General features: G+C 50.9%; 17 protein-coding genes. 12 read left to right on the top strand and 5 right to left on the bottom strand.

The genetic code is table 11. From position 1 onward, the window contains the following. Complete coding sequence (locus tag HH215_RS13925; protein WP_169280464.1) at positions 1 to 186, bottom strand: hypothetical protein; 186 nt, start codon at positions 184 to 186, stop codon at positions 1 to 3. Between the two features lie 89 nt (positions 187 to 275). Between HH215_RS13925 and HH215_RS13920 the strand changes: the two genes are divergently transcribed. Beyond that, positions 276 to 479, top strand: a complete 204-nt coding sequence (locus tag HH215_RS13920) for an alpha/beta-type small acid-soluble spore protein (RefSeq protein WP_169280463.1) — start codon at positions 276 to 278, stop codon at positions 477 to 479. Between the two features lie 141 nt (positions 480 to 620). On the opposite strand, the gene HH215_RS13915 is transcribed toward HH215_RS13920, so the two are convergent. Beyond that, a complete protein-coding gene (locus tag HH215_RS13915) occupies positions 621 to 1604 on the bottom strand; it encodes a metal-dependent hydrolase (RefSeq protein ID WP_169280462.1) in 984 nt (327 codons plus the stop codon). Between the two features lie 72 nt (positions 1605 to 1676). Here HH215_RS13915 and HH215_RS13910 point away from each other — a divergent pair, with 72 nt between their 5' ends. Then, entirely contained in the window at positions 1677 to 1961 is a 285-nt protein-coding gene (locus HH215_RS13910) for a hypothetical protein (protein WP_169280461.1), read from the top strand. Here the strand turns inward: HH215_RS13910 and gerQ are convergent. Then, entirely contained in the window at positions 1951 to 2430 is a 480-nt protein-coding gene (gene gerQ / locus HH215_RS13905; RefSeq protein WP_375140501.1) for a spore coat protein GerQ, read from the bottom strand. The two genes, HH215_RS13910 and gerQ, sit on opposite strands and share 11 nt — an antisense overlap. 354 nt (positions 2431 to 2784) lie before the next feature. Between gerQ and cyoE the strand changes: the two genes are divergently transcribed. From cyoE to HH215_RS13890, 3 genes are all read left to right on the top strand, one after another. Then, positions 2785 to 3645 carry a heme o synthase gene (gene cyoE, locus HH215_RS13900; protein WP_169280460.1) on the top strand — a complete coding sequence of 287 codons (861 nt, stop codon included), beginning with the start codon at positions 2785 to 2787 and terminating at the stop codon, positions 3643 to 3645. Positions 3646 to 3651: 6 nt separating this feature from the next. Then, positions 3652 to 4386 carry an SCO family protein gene (locus HH215_RS13895; RefSeq protein WP_169280459.1) on the top strand — a complete coding sequence of 245 codons (735 nt, stop codon included), beginning with the start codon at positions 3652 to 3654 and terminating at the stop codon, positions 4384 to 4386. A gap of 162 nt (positions 4387 to 4548) precedes the next feature. Next, positions 4549 to 5034 (top strand): RpnC/YadD family protein, encoded by a 486-nt coding sequence (locus tag HH215_RS13890; protein WP_169280458.1) that lies wholly within the window; start codon positions 4549 to 4551, stop codon positions 5032 to 5034. A gap of 57 nt (positions 5035 to 5091) precedes the next feature. Here the strand turns inward: HH215_RS13890 and HH215_RS13885 are convergent, their stop codons facing one another. Beyond that, entirely contained in the window at positions 5092 to 5439 is a 348-nt protein-coding gene (locus HH215_RS13885; RefSeq protein WP_169280457.1) for a ribonuclease M5, read from the bottom strand. A 419-nt stretch (positions 5440 to 5858) separates the two neighbouring features. Next, complete coding sequence (locus HH215_RS13875; RefSeq protein WP_169280455.1) at positions 5859 to 7076, bottom strand: MFS transporter; 1218 nt, start codon at positions 7074 to 7076, stop codon at positions 5859 to 5861. Positions 7077 to 7219: 143 nt separating this feature from the next. Between HH215_RS13875 and HH215_RS13870 the strand changes: the two genes are divergently transcribed. The 7 genes from HH215_RS13870 (at position 7220) to HH215_RS13840 (ending at position 14719) form a co-directional block, all read left to right on the top strand. After that, complete coding sequence (locus HH215_RS13870; protein ID WP_254450476.1) at positions 7220 to 7717, top strand: hypothetical protein; 498 nt, start codon at positions 7220 to 7222, stop codon at positions 7715 to 7717. Positions 7718 to 7722: 5 nt separating this feature from the next. Then, positions 7723 to 8868, top strand: a complete 1146-nt coding sequence (locus HH215_RS13865; protein ID WP_169280454.1) for a transglutaminase domain-containing protein — start codon at positions 7723 to 7725, stop codon at positions 8866 to 8868. Beyond that, the gene (locus HH215_RS13860; protein ID WP_169280453.1) at positions 8865 to 10958 is read left to right on the top strand and encodes a peptidoglycan D,D-transpeptidase FtsI family protein; all 2094 of its coding nucleotides are present in this window, start codon (positions 8865 to 8867) and stop codon (positions 10956 to 10958) included. Before HH215_RS13865 ends, HH215_RS13860 begins: the two co-directional genes overlap by 4 nt. A 183-nt stretch (positions 10959 to 11141) precedes the next feature. Next, entirely contained in the window at positions 11142 to 12086 is a 945-nt protein-coding gene (locus HH215_RS13855; RefSeq protein ID WP_169280452.1) for a metal ABC transporter solute-binding protein, Zn/Mn family, read from the top strand. Positions 12087 to 12102: 16 nt separating this feature from the next. Further along, positions 12103 to 12891 (top strand): metal ABC transporter ATP-binding protein, encoded by a 789-nt coding sequence (locus HH215_RS13850; protein WP_375140500.1) that lies wholly within the window; start codon positions 12103 to 12105, stop codon positions 12889 to 12891. A gap of 5 nt (positions 12892 to 12896) precedes the next feature. Continuing rightward, positions 12897 to 13838, top strand: coding sequence for a metal ABC transporter permease (locus tag HH215_RS13845; protein ID WP_169280451.1), 942 nt, complete (start codon positions 12897 to 12899; stop codon positions 13836 to 13838). Further along, entirely contained in the window at positions 13835 to 14719 is an 885-nt protein-coding gene (locus HH215_RS13840; protein WP_169280450.1) for a metal ABC transporter permease, read from the top strand. The genes HH215_RS13845 and HH215_RS13840 overlap by 4 nt, the downstream gene beginning before the upstream one ends. The last annotated feature ends 55 nt before the right edge of the window (positions 14720 to 14774 follow it).

Here is a 14774-nt window from a genome sequence, read left to right as displayed (position 1 = left end):
TTAACCGTTGGAATCCGGGCGGTTTCGTCTTAACTTGGCTTTAACGACGAAACCAGCTCCGGTCATTCCAAGCGTGAGAACGCCGAATAGCAACGCGAGCCAGCCGTTATGGCTGAGGGAAAAAGCGGTCGCGAGCATTAGAACTATGGATGCAATCGCAAAAAAAAGCGATAAAGTTTTACTCATGATTTCACCTCGCATATTTTTCTTCGTTTCTAGCATACTAAGTTGGCAAGCTTGCAAACCAATCATTTAGTCGAAGGGAGAATTTACTCATGGCGTCAAGTAACCAATTAGTCGTACCGCAAGCAAAAGCAGCATTGCAAAGCATGAAAGTAGAAGCAGCTCAATCTTTAGGGGTGCAAATCCCGGCGGACGGATATTACGGTAACGTAACATCCCGCGATGCAGGTTCCCTCGGTGGTTATATCACCAAGAAACTTGTTCAAATGGCTGAGCAACAACTTTCCGGTCGCTAAGGACATTAGTCCGGCACCGAAAGCCCGAGGCTTGCCCTCGGGCTTTTCATATTGTGCGCTTAAGGATGACAAACGTCAAGCGGGATCGTCTATGAGAAGACGATCCCGCTTGTTGTTGGAAAGCTATTCGATAAGATGAGGTTAATACGTATTCATACGCAGTCTCTTTTCCAAACGCTCGTCGCTTAACCAGCCTACATAAGATTGCAGCGGTTCGTAGGACAAATCCATCAGTACGACGGCTACGAAGGGATATTGCCTGCGGTAACGGTAGCGGACGTCGACCCAGCGTACTTCATAGCCCCAGGTTTGCGGTTTCACGTGACCGCAAGGAAACGGAGTGACGCTTAGGAAGGCTATAACGTCTTGGTGCCGCTTGGATGCGTCGATTGCGGGATGGTCGTCGCATTTCAGGACGTCTATCCATTTAAGTCGGCCATGATCCCACTCGCCGATTCCGTAAGTGCAATCCGCGGACAATCTCACCAGATTCCAACGGTATAAGGAGACGGTAGGAAGTAACGTATATCGGTCTCCAGGTTGGCTTTCCGGATCTTGTTTCGCGATTTTCCGCGACAATCTTCGGTGAACGAGCGTTCTCCATCCGTAATATATACCGAGCATCGCGTAGAGGACCGGAAAAACGACCTGAGGGGCCGCAACGCCTGATATCCAAAGCAGAATGGCGAGCAAGTGGCTGAAAAAAATAAACGGGTCGAATATATGGATAATATTCCAGGCGACCCATTGCTTGCTAACCGGACGAAATGCCTGCGTACCATAGGAATTGAATAAATCGGAGATGACGTGGACGACGACAGCTAGCAATACCCAGAATCCGATATGCCACCAGGGAATATTCCGGAACAAAAGGGAAACGACAGTCGTAATCAAGGCAGCCCAGCCGATAATCGCAGGAAAAGAGTGGGACAGTCCGCGGTGATTTTTGATATAATCGGCATTGCTCTTAAATCTCAGTAAACCGTCCAAGTCAGGCGCATTAGAGCCTGCAATCGTGCCAATAAGGATGGCGACGGGGCCGAAGGCATGAGAAGTGATGACCGGATCGACCATGGCAAGTCCGCCTAAACCCAATCCGAACACGAAATGCGTGCCGGTGTCCATATAACCAGTCCCCCTTTTTTGTTACAGTATGGTCGTCTTGCCGATAAAATATGAAAATGCGAGGTCGAGACTATGATCGTTTTTTGCGAATATGTCATACCTGAAGAGCATCGCGCAGCGTTCAGGGCATGGGTTCAAGCCGAGCCGGAACGTTGGCGGGAAATCGAAATCGCCGAGAACACCGTTCAACCGGGGGTCTATGTAGAAATTCAATATGCTTCCACCGAGGAGGAAGCCGCCAAACGCGAAAAGGAACGCCGCGAAGGACGTTCCTGGAACGAGATGGAGCAATGGGTTAAAGGGGGCAAAGAAGGCGTTAGAATCTGGACGTTCCGTCCCGTGAAGATTAACGGGTAGGCATCGAACCGAACGGAAGCGTATAATTGATCGGTTCGTCGAAAGTAATGTAATCCAAGTTCAGAGTCAGCAATAAGTAGCGCTTGCCCGTTGTCGGGTCGCTTATGATTATGTGATCGCGACCGGCAGCTTCGAGAACGCCTTTAAAGATTTTGGCGTTCCACTCGGAATTGTTCTCGTAAGTCATGTATAACGTAGCGACTTTACCCAAGTTCATGCGCAAAATATTTTCCACGTACGATTCTTCTTGGGTCGGTATGCCGGGAAGCGTCGTTCCGTTCGGCAGGATCGGTACGCCGTTGGTGACCGGAGGGGGCATTGTGCCTTGCATCATCATATTGGGCATCATATTAGCGGCAGGCATACTCATCGGCATTACCGAGTTCGGCATCACGGAGCTCGGCATTACCGCGCTCGGCATTTGATTTTGCTGATAGGACGGCCAAGGCATTTTGTTGTTGTTTAACATCGTAAATCCTCCCTTAAATTAATAAACGGACGGACAATTTGCGGCTGACGGGGCAATAGCCTCCGGCAGGGCGGAAAAAAATCGAGCGAATATTTATCGCATGCCACCCTTTCTTAGTCAAGTCGCCTAAACCTCTGGCTTCGGCATTAGGCGATTGTCGCAATACAGTGTATTTAGGCAGCCCGATTTTTGTGACTGCCGGAAGATTCGAATTTATTGGAAAATCGGTCTTATTCAACAGTGGTGGCGATTTGATGAACTCGGCGAGGCGAACATTGTCAATGCTTGAAGATTTGCGGTATCATTGAACAGACGTCAGGTTATGCCGCTTTACTTGCATAAAGGAGGAACTCCGTGTTTAAAGATCTTGTGGCTTTAACGAAGCCACGCATTATTCGATTAAATCTAATCGCGGCTTTCGGTGGTTATTGGGTCGCATCCAAATGGGAAAATATCCTCAGTTGGTCCTTGCTTTGGATGCTGGTCGGATCCGCGCTAACCATGGCTTCCGCTTGTGTTTTCAATAATTATTTGGATCGCGAGCTCGATATGAAAATGGAACGGACACGCGATCGCGCGCTTCCTCAGAACAGAATGACTCCTAAATTCGTTTTCGGTTACGGCGTCGTATTGGGCGTTGTCGGTTTGATCGTTTTATTCGCCTTGGTGAACGTATTGTCCGGTTGGTTGGGATTGCTCGGAATGTTCGTTTACGTCGTGATTTACACGATGTGGTTGAAACGCAGTTCGACTTGGAGCACCTCGATCGGAGGAATCTCCGGAGCGATGCCGCCGGTGATCGGGTACTGCGCGGTTACGAACGAGGTCGACGCGGGAGCCTGGATTCTGTTCGCATTGCTCTTCTTATGGCAGCCTGCTCATTTCTGGTCGCTCGCGATCAGGCGCAAAGAGGAGTATAGGGCCGCTGGGTTTCCGCTATTGCCGGTCGTTAAAGGCGTTACTCGCACGAAATGGCAAATGCTTCCTTACATATTGTTGCTTATACCGGCTTCCGTACTTATGTTTCGTTACGAATACGTTGGAATTTATTTTCTTGTATTTTCCGTCGGGATAGCTATCGTATGGTTCGTCCATGCGCTTTCCGGATTGAGAACAAAGAACGACGAGAAGTGGGCGAAAGCCGATTTTATGATTTCGATTAACTATTTAATGATTATGTTTCTAACGATGATCTTGGATACGAACGGGGTGTAAGGAAAGATGGATCAAAATAATAAGGATGAACAATCACAGGCGCATGTCGAGGGTAACCTCTCCGTTAATCAGAACGCGAATGCGGACGTGGCGGTCGAACCCGTTAAGCAGCAGAGCTCCTGGTTAAAACGTTATGGATTTTCCCTGCTCGTACTCGGATTATGTATCGTGATGGGTTATTTCATTCTCATGCAACAGAACAAAGAGGATGAATTGCCGGTACAGGGCAAAGGAGCGGAATTCTCCTATACCGATATGAATGGCGAGAACGTTACTTTGAGCGGAACGAACGGCAAAGCGCGTCTGCTCTATTTCTTCTTCGCGAACTGTCCGGACGTCTGTCCTCCGACGACGTTCATCATGTCCCAAGTTCAGGATGAACTGAAGGAAGACGGCGTATTCGGCGACAAGGTTCAATTCTTGTCCGTTACGATCGATCCGACCAACGATACTCCCGAAGTGTTGAAGGATTACGCGGAACGATTCGATGCCGATCCGAACGGTTGGAAATTTTTGCGGGGAGACGAGAAGGCGACGGCCGAATTGGCCCGGGAGTATTCGATTCTTGTCAATAAGGACAAAGACGGTAACTTCGGACATATGAACCTGATCGTTTTGCTCGATAAAGACGGTCAAATCCGCGATTGGATTTCCGCGAACGACTACATCGAAGGTTACGCCGATGAAGAAGATAGGCTAAGTCCGAGCGATATGGCGAAGAAAATCAAAAGCTTGCTTTAACTGAGAGGGCTTGCCAACGCGAGCTGGATCTGCCATACTTACATCAATTACCATATCCGGACGCGAAGCACGCGCCGCTCTTCCTCCTTTGGGAGGTTTGAGCGGTTTTTTTGTGTCCACCCTATTTTACGATTTCAAATTTTGAAGGTCGAGCTTAAAAAATTGGAATGGCGTAGATTTATCGATTCCGACAATCCGGTTGCCGCTGCATTGCTGGCTAAGATGGGGTATAATAAAAGGGAAAAGAGAGAGATGCGTTTCGCATACTTACGGATGGTTTTACGTTTACGCAATAAACTGGACGACGCGAGATTAGCGCTTATTATGTCGGTAGCAGACTTGTACTTTAATCCAGACAAAGAAGAAGATGACGTCATTATTCGTGAGCTTAAACGAGAAAACGAGGAGGGAGGAGCGGTTATTATGGAGCTAATGCCAGCATGGAAACGTTGGGGATACGAGGAAGGCATCGAAGAGGGCATGGAAAAAGGCATGGAAAAAGGCATGGAAAAAGGCATGGAAAAAGGCATGGAAAAAGCAAATCAACTTATCGTTCGCAAGCTTCTAGGCAAAGGCTTTTCGCCGGAAGAAGTGGCGGAAACGATCGATTTGTCGCTTGACGAAGTTCGGAGATTGGCGAAAACTTAACGAACCATCCCCCTCAGCAGTGCCGCGAGTCGGCACTGCTGTTTTCTTACCGCTTTTTCAACCAATCGTCGGATCCGGGTATAAAATGAATTCTTCCAATCCGGCCTTCTCCAATTGCTGGATCAAATACTCTTCAGGCGTACCTTCGACTCCGCTATACCCTCGGCGAGTATAGATATGGTCGGCGTCGGGGAATACGTCGCGAAGCATGCCTCTTATTCTGCGGCCGGACGAGTCGGGATCCGTGAACAAGTAAACGTGACGATCGCCGACTGCTTTACGCAGCGCTTCGATCCGGTTCGTATTCAACGTACCGAAAGTGCAATGGATGGGAATATCGGAAGAAAGTACGCGGGAGAGCCTGCTTTTGTCGTTTTTTCCTTCGACGATAATGGCAATATCCATAGAGACCACCTCGATTCGACAGCTATAACGATATTGTACCATGATTGCGGAATTTGTTGAGTATGCGCTTAGTTCAGGCATTCTTATTCGGGCTTGTCCAACATGGTGTCGAAATGGAAATCGCAGGGCCGCTAAGCATCGGTAAGGCAGCCCTGCCGAATCGCCTGCGGATTGGCTAACAGGCGCGTAATACGATTACAAGCAAAATGAACAAAACGAGCACCATCGTCGTTGTTATATTAGAACCTCCGACACCGCTTTGGGACATCCGCGTCACCCCTCTTCAACAGCCTAAGTTTGAGCCAGCGGTCAGGGATATTCGCCGTTCCGGGCATAGGCTATTATGCATGTTATGCCCCATTGCCGCTCTTGACTTGTGCGAGTACCTAGATGATGAAGGAAAAAGAAAAAAATCATGGCTATTTCGCGTTGATTTCCTGATGCAAGGGGATAGGTCCACGCGGATTCCAATTATCGCGAAAGGAAGGGCGCGGGAAAAGCAAGGCAAGGGCGATCATCAAGGCAAGGAAGGAAAGGAAGTACGGCGAGAAGTGCTCTCTGACCGCCCCTGCGGCCACCGGGCCCAGGAAAGAGCCGATCGATAGGGATATGGACAGCAGCGAAAACGTTCTTCCATAGCGCGACGGCCCGCTAAGCTGCAACAAGAAAGAAGTCATAGCGGGAAAAATGACTCCTTTCGCCATCCCGATGACGAAAAGCAGAGCAACCATGGGAACCGGCCAATCGGATGCTAGTCCGTAATAGCAGATGGCAAGCAGAAGTAAGCCGACAAGCGTACGGGAATAGGGCAAATAGCGGTTTAAGAACAGCAGCCCCAAAGTAACGAGCGCGCCGAGGCTGACGATCGAGAACAAAATCCCCGTGCTCATGATTGTCGCGGCATCCGTGCCGCGAAGGGGCAATTCGAATGCGAGTATCCCTTGCGCGCACGCCATTCCGATCGGTAAAGAGAATATCGTCCAAGGAAAACGGGAAGGCGACGATTGTTCCTTTAAGCTGTCCGGTTTGCCTGATTCTATTGCAGGAACGATCGGTTTCTTTTTGAGTTCGGCTATTTCTTCCGGCGATCTCGCTGGTTCTTTCACGAACCACAGGGACAATATACCGGTCAGGAGGAGAATCCAGCCGAGCATGGCGAAGGATTGGCTAAAGCCGATCGAGGCGGCCAAGTAAGCCCCGGCCGCGGGGGAAATCACCGACGCGATCGTATGGACAAGTCCGTTGCCGGCCATCAGCTTGCCTTGGTGGATATGATCTTTAGCGAGTCTTGCGAGCAGCGACATGCAAGCCGGAGATAAGAACGCTAGAACGAATCCGCTGATGGAGCGGATGTATAAGAGCTGCCAAGGATCCGTCACCCGAGCTTGGAAGAGCAATAGTATTCCGGCGCCGACCAAGCTGGCGGCAATAAACAAGCGGCTGCCGAATCGGTCTACCGCGACGCCCGCGATTAGATTCCCGGGCAGATGGGTCAGCGAATACATGCCCATGACAAGCCCGATGAACGATGGCGCTGCTCCTAACGACACGGCGAACGGCGTCAGCATCGGATATTGGGCATGCAAATCGAAAAATGCGACGAACAAAAACAAATAAAGCCAGACGGCGGTTTTCATTTTCCGCAACCTCCTCCTATGAGGGGTGTCGGCACCCCTCGTCCAATTCAACGGCCTATCCTACTTGTACGTGCTATCGGTCTCGGATATGACGGTCGTTTACGGAGGTTATCGCGTTACGGTATAATAGGGGCAGTTCATTTATGTCCGATTATGTTCGCGAAGCTTATTATGGACGGAGTCTTATGTTAATGGGGGAGAATGGAATGAATTTCGATACGGATGCCTGGTTACAGTTCGCGCAAGATAACTGGATTATTATTGTGGTTGCTATCGTAGCTATTTTTATTATTATGAAAGTCGTCAAAACGGTCATGAAGTGGATACTCGTGGCGGCAATCGTCATCGGTATCGCGACTTACGGCGGATACAGCATCGAAGATATTAAAGACGTAGGATCCAAAGTAACGGAAGAAGCGAAAGACCAAGCGATCAAAGCGATGGCCGGGGAAGCGGGCGATGCGACGTACGTGGATAACGCGGACGGTACGTATTCGATTACGACGACGAATTTGGAGCTTGTCGGCGTTCCCAATTCCGGCGAAGTCACCGTCAAGCTGAGAGGCATTTCGCTCGGAACTTGGAAATTGGAAGGCGCCGTGCGCGAATTTGTCGTAAAAGCGCGAGCTGCGGCTAAATAAGCAGGATGAGCGGCAATTGGACCGTCCTGGATGCCAATCTCGTAACGTGGATGATATTGGCCGTCGTGGCATTCTCCTTGTTTCAAGGCTTCCGGCGAGGAGCTTCAGGCTCCGTCAAACAGCTTCTCTTTTTTCTCGTAGGAGCTGTAGTGGCCGTAACGGCCGTTATTGTTGCGGCATGGGCCGCATCCTCCGTTTCTCCGCACTTACAGATTTGGTTAACGGACCGAAACATCGGGCGACCGGAACCGGATGCTAACTTCTTCGCGCAATTCGGCTATACTGCCATAACGGGGCTTCGAGATTTGTCTTTGTTCCGTTTTGCGGTTTTATTCCTTGTGTTTCATACGGTCATTCGGGTTGTTACGGGACTGGCGACGCGCGTGTTGGCTTCCGTCATATCGTTCCCCTTCGCCATAGTGCCTGGCGGGGGGGCCGTGAGCCGATCGTTCGGCGGAATTATCGGAACCGCGCTAGGGACAGGTAGGGCGCTGTTATTTACGGCCGTTCTGTTCGCTTATTGCGCGTTATTCCCGCAAGGACCGATGACGGATTACATCCAGCAATCTGGCTTGTACCGGGAAGTCGCCGCGCAAGTGATCCGCCCGGCAACGGGAGGTCTCATCGAAGAGCGGTTGCCGGTTTTTGCCCGGGAAATGTCCGGAGAGCTTGATCAGCTATGGCTGAAACGATACGACATCATCGACGCGGAACTGCCCGAGGATATCGTGCGAGCCGCCGTATCCGTTACCGAAGGCAAAGACGGCGAGCAGGCGAAAGCTCGAGCCCTGTACGATTGGGTCGGCAGCCGAATCGCGTATGACGACGATAAAGTAAAGGCGTACGAAGAACGCGGCGATTGGCTAGAGCAGAATCCCGAGCATACGTTCGAGACTCGAAAAGGCGTCTGCATCGACTATGCCCGATTATATGCGGCAATGGCTAGAGCCGTCGATTTGGACGTTCGGGTCGTAACCGGCCTAGGATATGACGGTCGCGGAGGTTACGGGGCACATGCGTGGAACGAAGTTTATTTGACCGAGCAAGACCGTTGGATTTCATTGGATTCGACTTGGGCAAAGACGGGCGATTGGTTTGATTCTCCGGGCTTTACCGATACGCATATACGGAAAGGAGGCATAACGGGGTGAGTAACCTTACGGAAGAAGCCCAGAAACGGGAAATCAAAAACCGGAGGCATTTCAGTTTCCGACTCAATGTTTTTTTCTTTATTACTTTTTTCGTATTTTCGGTCTTGATCGTGAGATTGGCCTATTTGCAGTTCGTGGAGGGAGATTCCCTTCGCGCGCGAGAACATGAGATCGGGACGAGACCGGTCGCCGTACCTCCGATCCGGGGCAATATTTACGATTCGGAGAAGAGAGCCCTTGCGTACTCCACCTCAACGCAATCGCTGTACTACACGCACGATACGAAAATGAGCGAGGAAGACGGCAAGGCGCTTGCGGCGGAATTGGTCGCCAAATTTAACGAGCTCGGACTCAAGACGGCCAAACCTCTAACGGTGGAAGAAGTTTTCAAGTACATGGATTTCAAGGGAAGAGTGTATTATTCTTATCAGCCGCGGAGAATAAAATCCGGATTAACGAAAGAAGAGATCGCGTATTTTTCCGAACACAAAGATCAATTTCCGGGCATCGAGGTCGTAGAAGAAAGCGTCCGTCAATACGATAAGGATCGGGTCGCCGTACAACTCGTCGGTTACATGAAGAAGATGAGCGGGGCGACTTCCCTATCGAAATACAAGGATGCCGAGAAACAAACGGACAAAACGCTGGAATATCTCAAGGATGAAGAGGTCGGGTTTGACGGACTGGAGTTTATGTACCAGGACGAACTTAGAGGCAGAAACGGAATTAAGGAGTATCCGGTTAACAATCAGAGCGAGATTATCGGTCCGATGAAGTTGACGAAGCCGATTAAGGGCGACAATATTATTTTGACCATCAACAAAGACATACAATTGGCGACCCAGAACGCGATAACGGAGCACTTGGAGAAAATTCGAACTTCATCGGATAAGCAAGAGAGGGCGGCCAACGCCAAAACCGGATATGCGGTCGCGATGGAGGTCAAAACCGGAAAAGTCGTGGCCATGGCCAGCATGCCGGATTACGATCCTGCGGTTTGGCAAGGCGGGATCAGTCAGGATGATTTAGACTCCATCACTTATTACATGAGTAACGGAGCCATTCGGGACGCGCAGCCGCCATATAAAGACGACAAAGAACGGATGAAGCATCCGTCCTCGTTGGTTAATCTGGGGTCGACGCAGAAGCCGCTAACGATTCTGGTCGGTTTGAACGAGAAATTAATAACGACGCAATCCGAGTTTATCGATCCTGGATACTTCGCGTTCGGAGGCAAAGGACACGAAACGCGGGTTCGTAACGCCAGCAGTGCGGCGAACGGATTGCTAAAGCCGGTAACCGCGATCGCCAAGTCTTCGAATGCCTATATGGCCGGGATGATCGGGAACAGGCTCTATATGCGCGACGGTAGCGAAGGCGTCGATATATGGGACAGCTACATGAAGCAATTCGGTCTCGGCGTGACGACCGGAAGCGGGCTGCCGCTGGAGTCTAGCGGCATCATCGATTATTTCAAGGAGATCAAGACGGGGAGCGCTCAATCCGCCTTGATCTATGCATCATTCGGTCAACAAGCCAAGTATTCGGCTTTGCAACTGGCTCAATATGCTTCGACCTTGGCTAGCCATGGCAAACGAATGAAACCTCAATTCGTCGATAGAATCGAGGATACGGACGGAAACATCGTTCAGCCTTACCAATCGGAAGTGCTGAACACGGTCAGCTTCCCCGACTCTTACTGGCAAACGATCGAAGCCGGAATGGCGCAGGTTAGAGTACGGGGCTTCGATGATTTCAAGTATAACTTCTACCGGAAAACGGGAACATCGCAGCAGGATGTCGGCGGAAAAACCGTCGAGAACGCCGTATTTATCGCCTACGCGCCTGCGGAGAATCCAACGCTTGCCGTCGCCGTAGTCGTGCCTGAAGGCGGATATGGCGGCTGGGGAGCCGCTCCGATCGCACGCAAAATATTCGATGCGTACGATGCGAAGGTGGGATTGGATGGCAAGCCTCACCCGAACAGCGTATCTTCAAACCCCGCTAACGGCGAAGTCGGTGAACCATTCGGCGTCAATGCCGTAAATGCAAACGCTCAAGGCGAGAATGCCAATGGGGAACAACAATAGCATTGCAAAACAGAATGTCGCCTTCCCAAAAGAAGCGCGGCATTTTTTTTAATTTATTTGTTGCACAAGGTAAACTTTGTTGTATAATATAAAAAAAGAGTCATTCGGGAAATTGTTAGTCTCTAGTACAAAAAAATTGTTTTCACACAACTAGTAGAGAGAGTTGGAGAGGAGCGCTTGCGCATGAAAAGAGGTAAGGCATCATCGATAAAAAGACTGATTTGGGTTCTCGTATTTCTAACCGCGACAATGTTCATCCTTGCGGGGTGCGGAACGCAGAATGCATTTCGCGATAAGGATAAATTACACGTGACCGCGACGATCGGGATGATCTCCGACGTCGTTAAGGAAGTCGGCGGCGAACAAGTGGAAGTCGTCGGATTAATGGGGCCTGGCGTCGATCCGCACTTATACAAAGCTTCGCAGGGGGACATAAGCAAGCTGGAACACGCTGAAATCATTTTTTACGGCGGCTTGCATCTGGAAGGGAAAATGACGGAAATATTCGAGAAAATGAGCCATAAGAAAACGGTCGTCGCCGTTACGAAGAATATTCCCGAGCAACGGTTGAGGTTGGTTGCCGACGGAACGCACGATCCTCACGTGTGGTTTAACGTACAGCTGTGGATGAGCGCGACCGAGACGATACGGGATACGTTGATCGAGAAGGACCCGGAGCATCAAGACGATTATCGGGCGCGCGCTGAAGCTTATCTGACGAAGCTGGAAGAGCTTGACCAATATGCGAAGACGCAAATCGCCACGATACCGAAGCAAGGACGCGTTCTCGTTACCGCACATGATGCTTTCGGTTATTTCGGAGATGCGTACGACATAGAGGTGGTAGGGTTGCAAGGGATTAGCACCGCCGCGGAATACGGCTCCAAGGACGTGACCGGTTTGCGGGATATGCTGGTGGAAAGAGGGATTAAGGCCGTTTTCGTCGAATCGAGCGTTCCGAAGAAATCGATCGAAGCCGTCATCGAGGGCGCCAAGAAAAAGGGACATGAAATAAAGATCGGTGGAGAGCTGTTCTCCGATGCGATGGGGAAAGCAGGAACGGTGGAAGGCACATACATTGGAATGGTTAGGCACAACGTCGATACGATCGTCGACGCTTTGAAATAGGAAGGAGACAATTCAAATGTCCATGCAAACTGAACTTATATCTCCGTTGTCGGTTAAAGATTTAACGGTAGCTTATCAGAAAAAACCCGTCGTAAGGAATGTGTCTTTCGAAGTCACGGAAGGCGAACTGATCGGTATCATCGGACCGAACGGCGCAGGCAAATCGACTTTGATCAAGGCCGTGCTCGGATTACAACCGACCCTTACGGGCGAGACGCTTGTTTATGGAAAATCTTATAAGTCGCAACGCAAACTGGTCGGATACGTGCCGCAACGGGAATCGGTCGATTGGGATTTTCCGACGAACGCGCTGGATGTCGTCATGATGGGCAGATACGGTCATCTCGGCTTATTGAGACGACCGGGGGCCAAAGAAAAAGCGATCGGGATGGAGTGCTTGGCTAAGGTCGGCATGGCGGATTTCGCCGGCCGCCAGATTAGCCAGCTGTCGGGCGGCCAGCAGCAGAGGGTGTTTCTAGCCCGCGCCCTGGCCCAAGACGCTACGCTGTATTTCATGGACGAACCGTTCGCGGGCGTGGATGCGGCGACCGAGAAGGCGATTATTACGCTGCTTGGCGAATTAAAGCGGCAAGGAAAGACGGTGCTCGTCGTACACCATGACCTCGCGACCGTAGAACAATACTTCGATTCCGTCATGCTGCTAAACGGAGAATTGATCGCATTCGGTCCTACCCGCACGACGTTCACCGAACAAAGGCTGCAAGAAACGTACGGGGGAAGATTGACCTTTCTCAAGACCAGCCCAGCCGAAGAGCCGATCGTTCTCGCGGGAATGGGAAGGTGATCGTGATGTTGAACCTGTTTACCGATCCGAATTTACAATGGATACTGATCGGCAGCATGCTGCTCGGATTAAGCACGGGAGTCATCGGCACGTTCGCGTATTTGCGCAAACAAAGCTTAATTGGAGATACCTTAGCTCATGCGGCATTGCCGGGGATTTGCATTGCTTTCATGCTGACCGGCGTCAAAAACGTAGCGTTCTTCATGATAGGGGCGATCGTAGCGGGGATGATCGCGACGGTAGGAATCAGTTGGATTACCCGTCACTCGAGAATCAAACAGGATGCCGCGATGGGTATCGTTTTATCGGTATTTTTCGGGCTGGGCATCGTATTGCTTACGCAAATTCAGCATAGTTCCTATGGCAACCAAAGCGGGTTGGATAAGTTTCTATTCGGGCAAGCGGCATCGATGACGGCTAACGACGTCTATACGATGATGGGAGTCGCGATCGTTCTGATCGTTGCCTGCGTTTTGCTGTTCAAGGAATTCAAACTGATCAGCTTCGACTCCGGCTACGCACGGGGGCTGGGTTTCTCCGTATCGACCTTGGAGCAATTGCTGCTATGGCTCGTAACGATCGCCGTCGTGGTCGGGATTCAAGCGGTCGGAGTCGTTCTCGTTGCCGCATTGCTCATTACGCCGGCCGTTTCGGCCCGCTATTGGACGGATCGTCTGGGAATGATGACTTTCCTCTCCGGGGTTTTCGGAGCGCTTAGCGGAGCGATAGGAACATGGATCAGCGCAGGGACGCAGAACCTGCCTACGGGCCCGTTAAGCGTATTAACCGCTACGGCTTTGTTTACGGCTTCCGTGCTCTTCGGACCGCGCAGAGGCATCGTTGCCAAGGTGGCAAGACGTTATGCCGCCAAACGCGAATGGTCGGAGGAGAACGGAAAACAAACGGATTCGGGTTCTCGCTCGAAGGAAAGCGAGGTGTCGGCATGAGCGGATTTTGGATTATGTTGACGGGAGCCTTGGTCGCAACGTGTTGCGGGATTCTAGGATGCTTCCTTATTTTGCGCCGCATGGCTCTCATCGGAGACGCGATTAGCCATTCCGTGCTTCCGGGCATCGTGATCGCGTTCTTGGTCAGCGGTTCCAGGGATTCCTTCTTCATGCTGTTCGGGGCGGCGCTCATCGGTTTCGTGACGGTGTTCCTGATCCAGATGTTCCAGCAGAGCGGCGTTCAGAACGACGCGTCCATCGGAGTCGTCTTTACCTCGATGTTCGCCGCGGGCGTGCTTCTTGTTAGCCTCAACGCTCAACAGGTCGATTTGGATCTGGATTGCGTGCTTTATGGGGAAATCGCTTATGTTCAGTGGAACCCGTTAATCCTGGGCGGCGTGGAGCTAGGACCGAAAGCCGTCTGGCTGCTTGGAATTACGTTGTTCATTATCGTGGCGCTTATCGGGTTGTTCTACAAGCAATTTAAGATATGCGCTTTCGATCCGGCACTGGCGGCGGCGATCGGCATACCGGTTGCTTTGTTCCATTACGTACTCATGGGATTGGTTTCCATGGCAACGGTAAGCTCTTTCGAAAGCGTAGGAGCCATCCTCGTGGTCGGCTTGCTTATCGTTCCTCCATCCGCCGCTTACTTGTTAACGGACAGATTAGGCACGATGATCGGTTTAAGCGTGGTTATCGGAGTCATCAGCTCCGTTGCGGGTTATTACGTCGCGGCTATGCTGGATGCTTCGATCGCGGGCTGTATGGTCTGCGTTGCCGGACTTATCTTCTTGCTCGCATTCCTCTTCTCGCCATCGCACGGGTTCGTTACTCGCAAGCTAAGGCAACGGGCGTCCGTAGCCGGCGAAGCTTATTAATAGCCTTAAGGCTGAACGGAGAACGTTTCCGTTCAGCCTTTTAAATTTCGATTCG

Origin of the sequence: Cohnella herbarum (assembly GCF_012849095.1) — a bacterium.
GTDB classification, from domain to species: domain Bacteria; phylum Bacillota; class Bacilli; order Paenibacillales; family Paenibacillaceae; genus Cohnella; species Cohnella herbarum.
Note: the sequence above shows the minus strand (reverse complement) of the source record. Positions and strands in the feature narration are given on the sequence as shown.

What these genes read in the sequence shown, in the direction of transcription:
- HH215_RS13865 (WP_169280454.1), top strand. Translation starts at nt 7,723, where the DNA reads ATGAGCGGCAATTGGACCGTCCTGGATGCCAATCTCGTAACGTGGATG.
- HH215_RS13920 (WP_169280463.1), top strand. Translation starts at nt 276, where the DNA reads ATGGCGTCAAGTAACCAATTAGTCGTACCGCAAGCAAAAGCAGCATTG.
- HH215_RS13915 (WP_169280462.1), bottom strand. Translation starts at nt 1,604, where the DNA reads ATGGACACCGGCACGCATTTCGTGTTCGGATTGGGTTTAGGCGGACTT.
- HH215_RS13885 (WP_169280457.1), bottom strand. Translation starts at nt 5,439, where the DNA reads ATGGATATTGCCATTATCGTCGAAGGAAAAAACGACAAAAGCAGGCTC.
- HH215_RS13870 (WP_254450476.1), top strand. Translation starts at nt 7,220, where the DNA reads ATGTCCGATTATGTTCGCGAAGCTTATTATGGACGGAGTCTTATGTTA.
- HH215_RS13910 (WP_169280461.1), top strand. Translation starts at nt 1,677, where the DNA reads ATGATCGTTTTTTGCGAATATGTCATACCTGAAGAGCATCGCGCAGCG.
- HH215_RS13855 (WP_169280452.1), top strand. Translation starts at nt 11,142, where the DNA reads ATGAAAAGAGGTAAGGCATCATCGATAAAAAGACTGATTTGGGTTCTC.
- HH215_RS13875 (WP_169280455.1), bottom strand. Translation starts at nt 7,076, where the DNA reads ATGAAAACCGCCGTCTGGCTTTATTTGTTTTTGTTCGTCGCATTTTTC.
- HH215_RS13845 (WP_169280451.1), top strand. Translation starts at nt 12,897, where the DNA reads ATGTTGAACCTGTTTACCGATCCGAATTTACAATGGATACTGATCGGC.
- HH215_RS13925 (WP_169280464.1), bottom strand. Translation starts at nt 186, where the DNA reads ATGAGTAAAACTTTATCGCTTTTTTTTGCGATTGCATCCATAGTTCTA.
- HH215_RS13850 (WP_375140500.1), top strand. Translation starts at nt 12,103, where the DNA reads ATGTCCATGCAAACTGAACTTATATCTCCGTTGTCGGTTAAAGATTTA.
- HH215_RS13840 (WP_169280450.1), top strand. Translation starts at nt 13,835, where the DNA reads ATGAGCGGATTTTGGATTATGTTGACGGGAGCCTTGGTCGCAACGTGT.
- HH215_RS13895 (WP_169280459.1), top strand. Translation starts at nt 3,652, where the DNA reads ATGGATCAAAATAATAAGGATGAACAATCACAGGCGCATGTCGAGGGT.
- gerQ (WP_375140501.1), bottom strand. Translation starts at nt 2,430, where the DNA reads ATGTTAAACAACAACAAAATGCCTTGGCCGTCCTATCAGCAAAATCAA.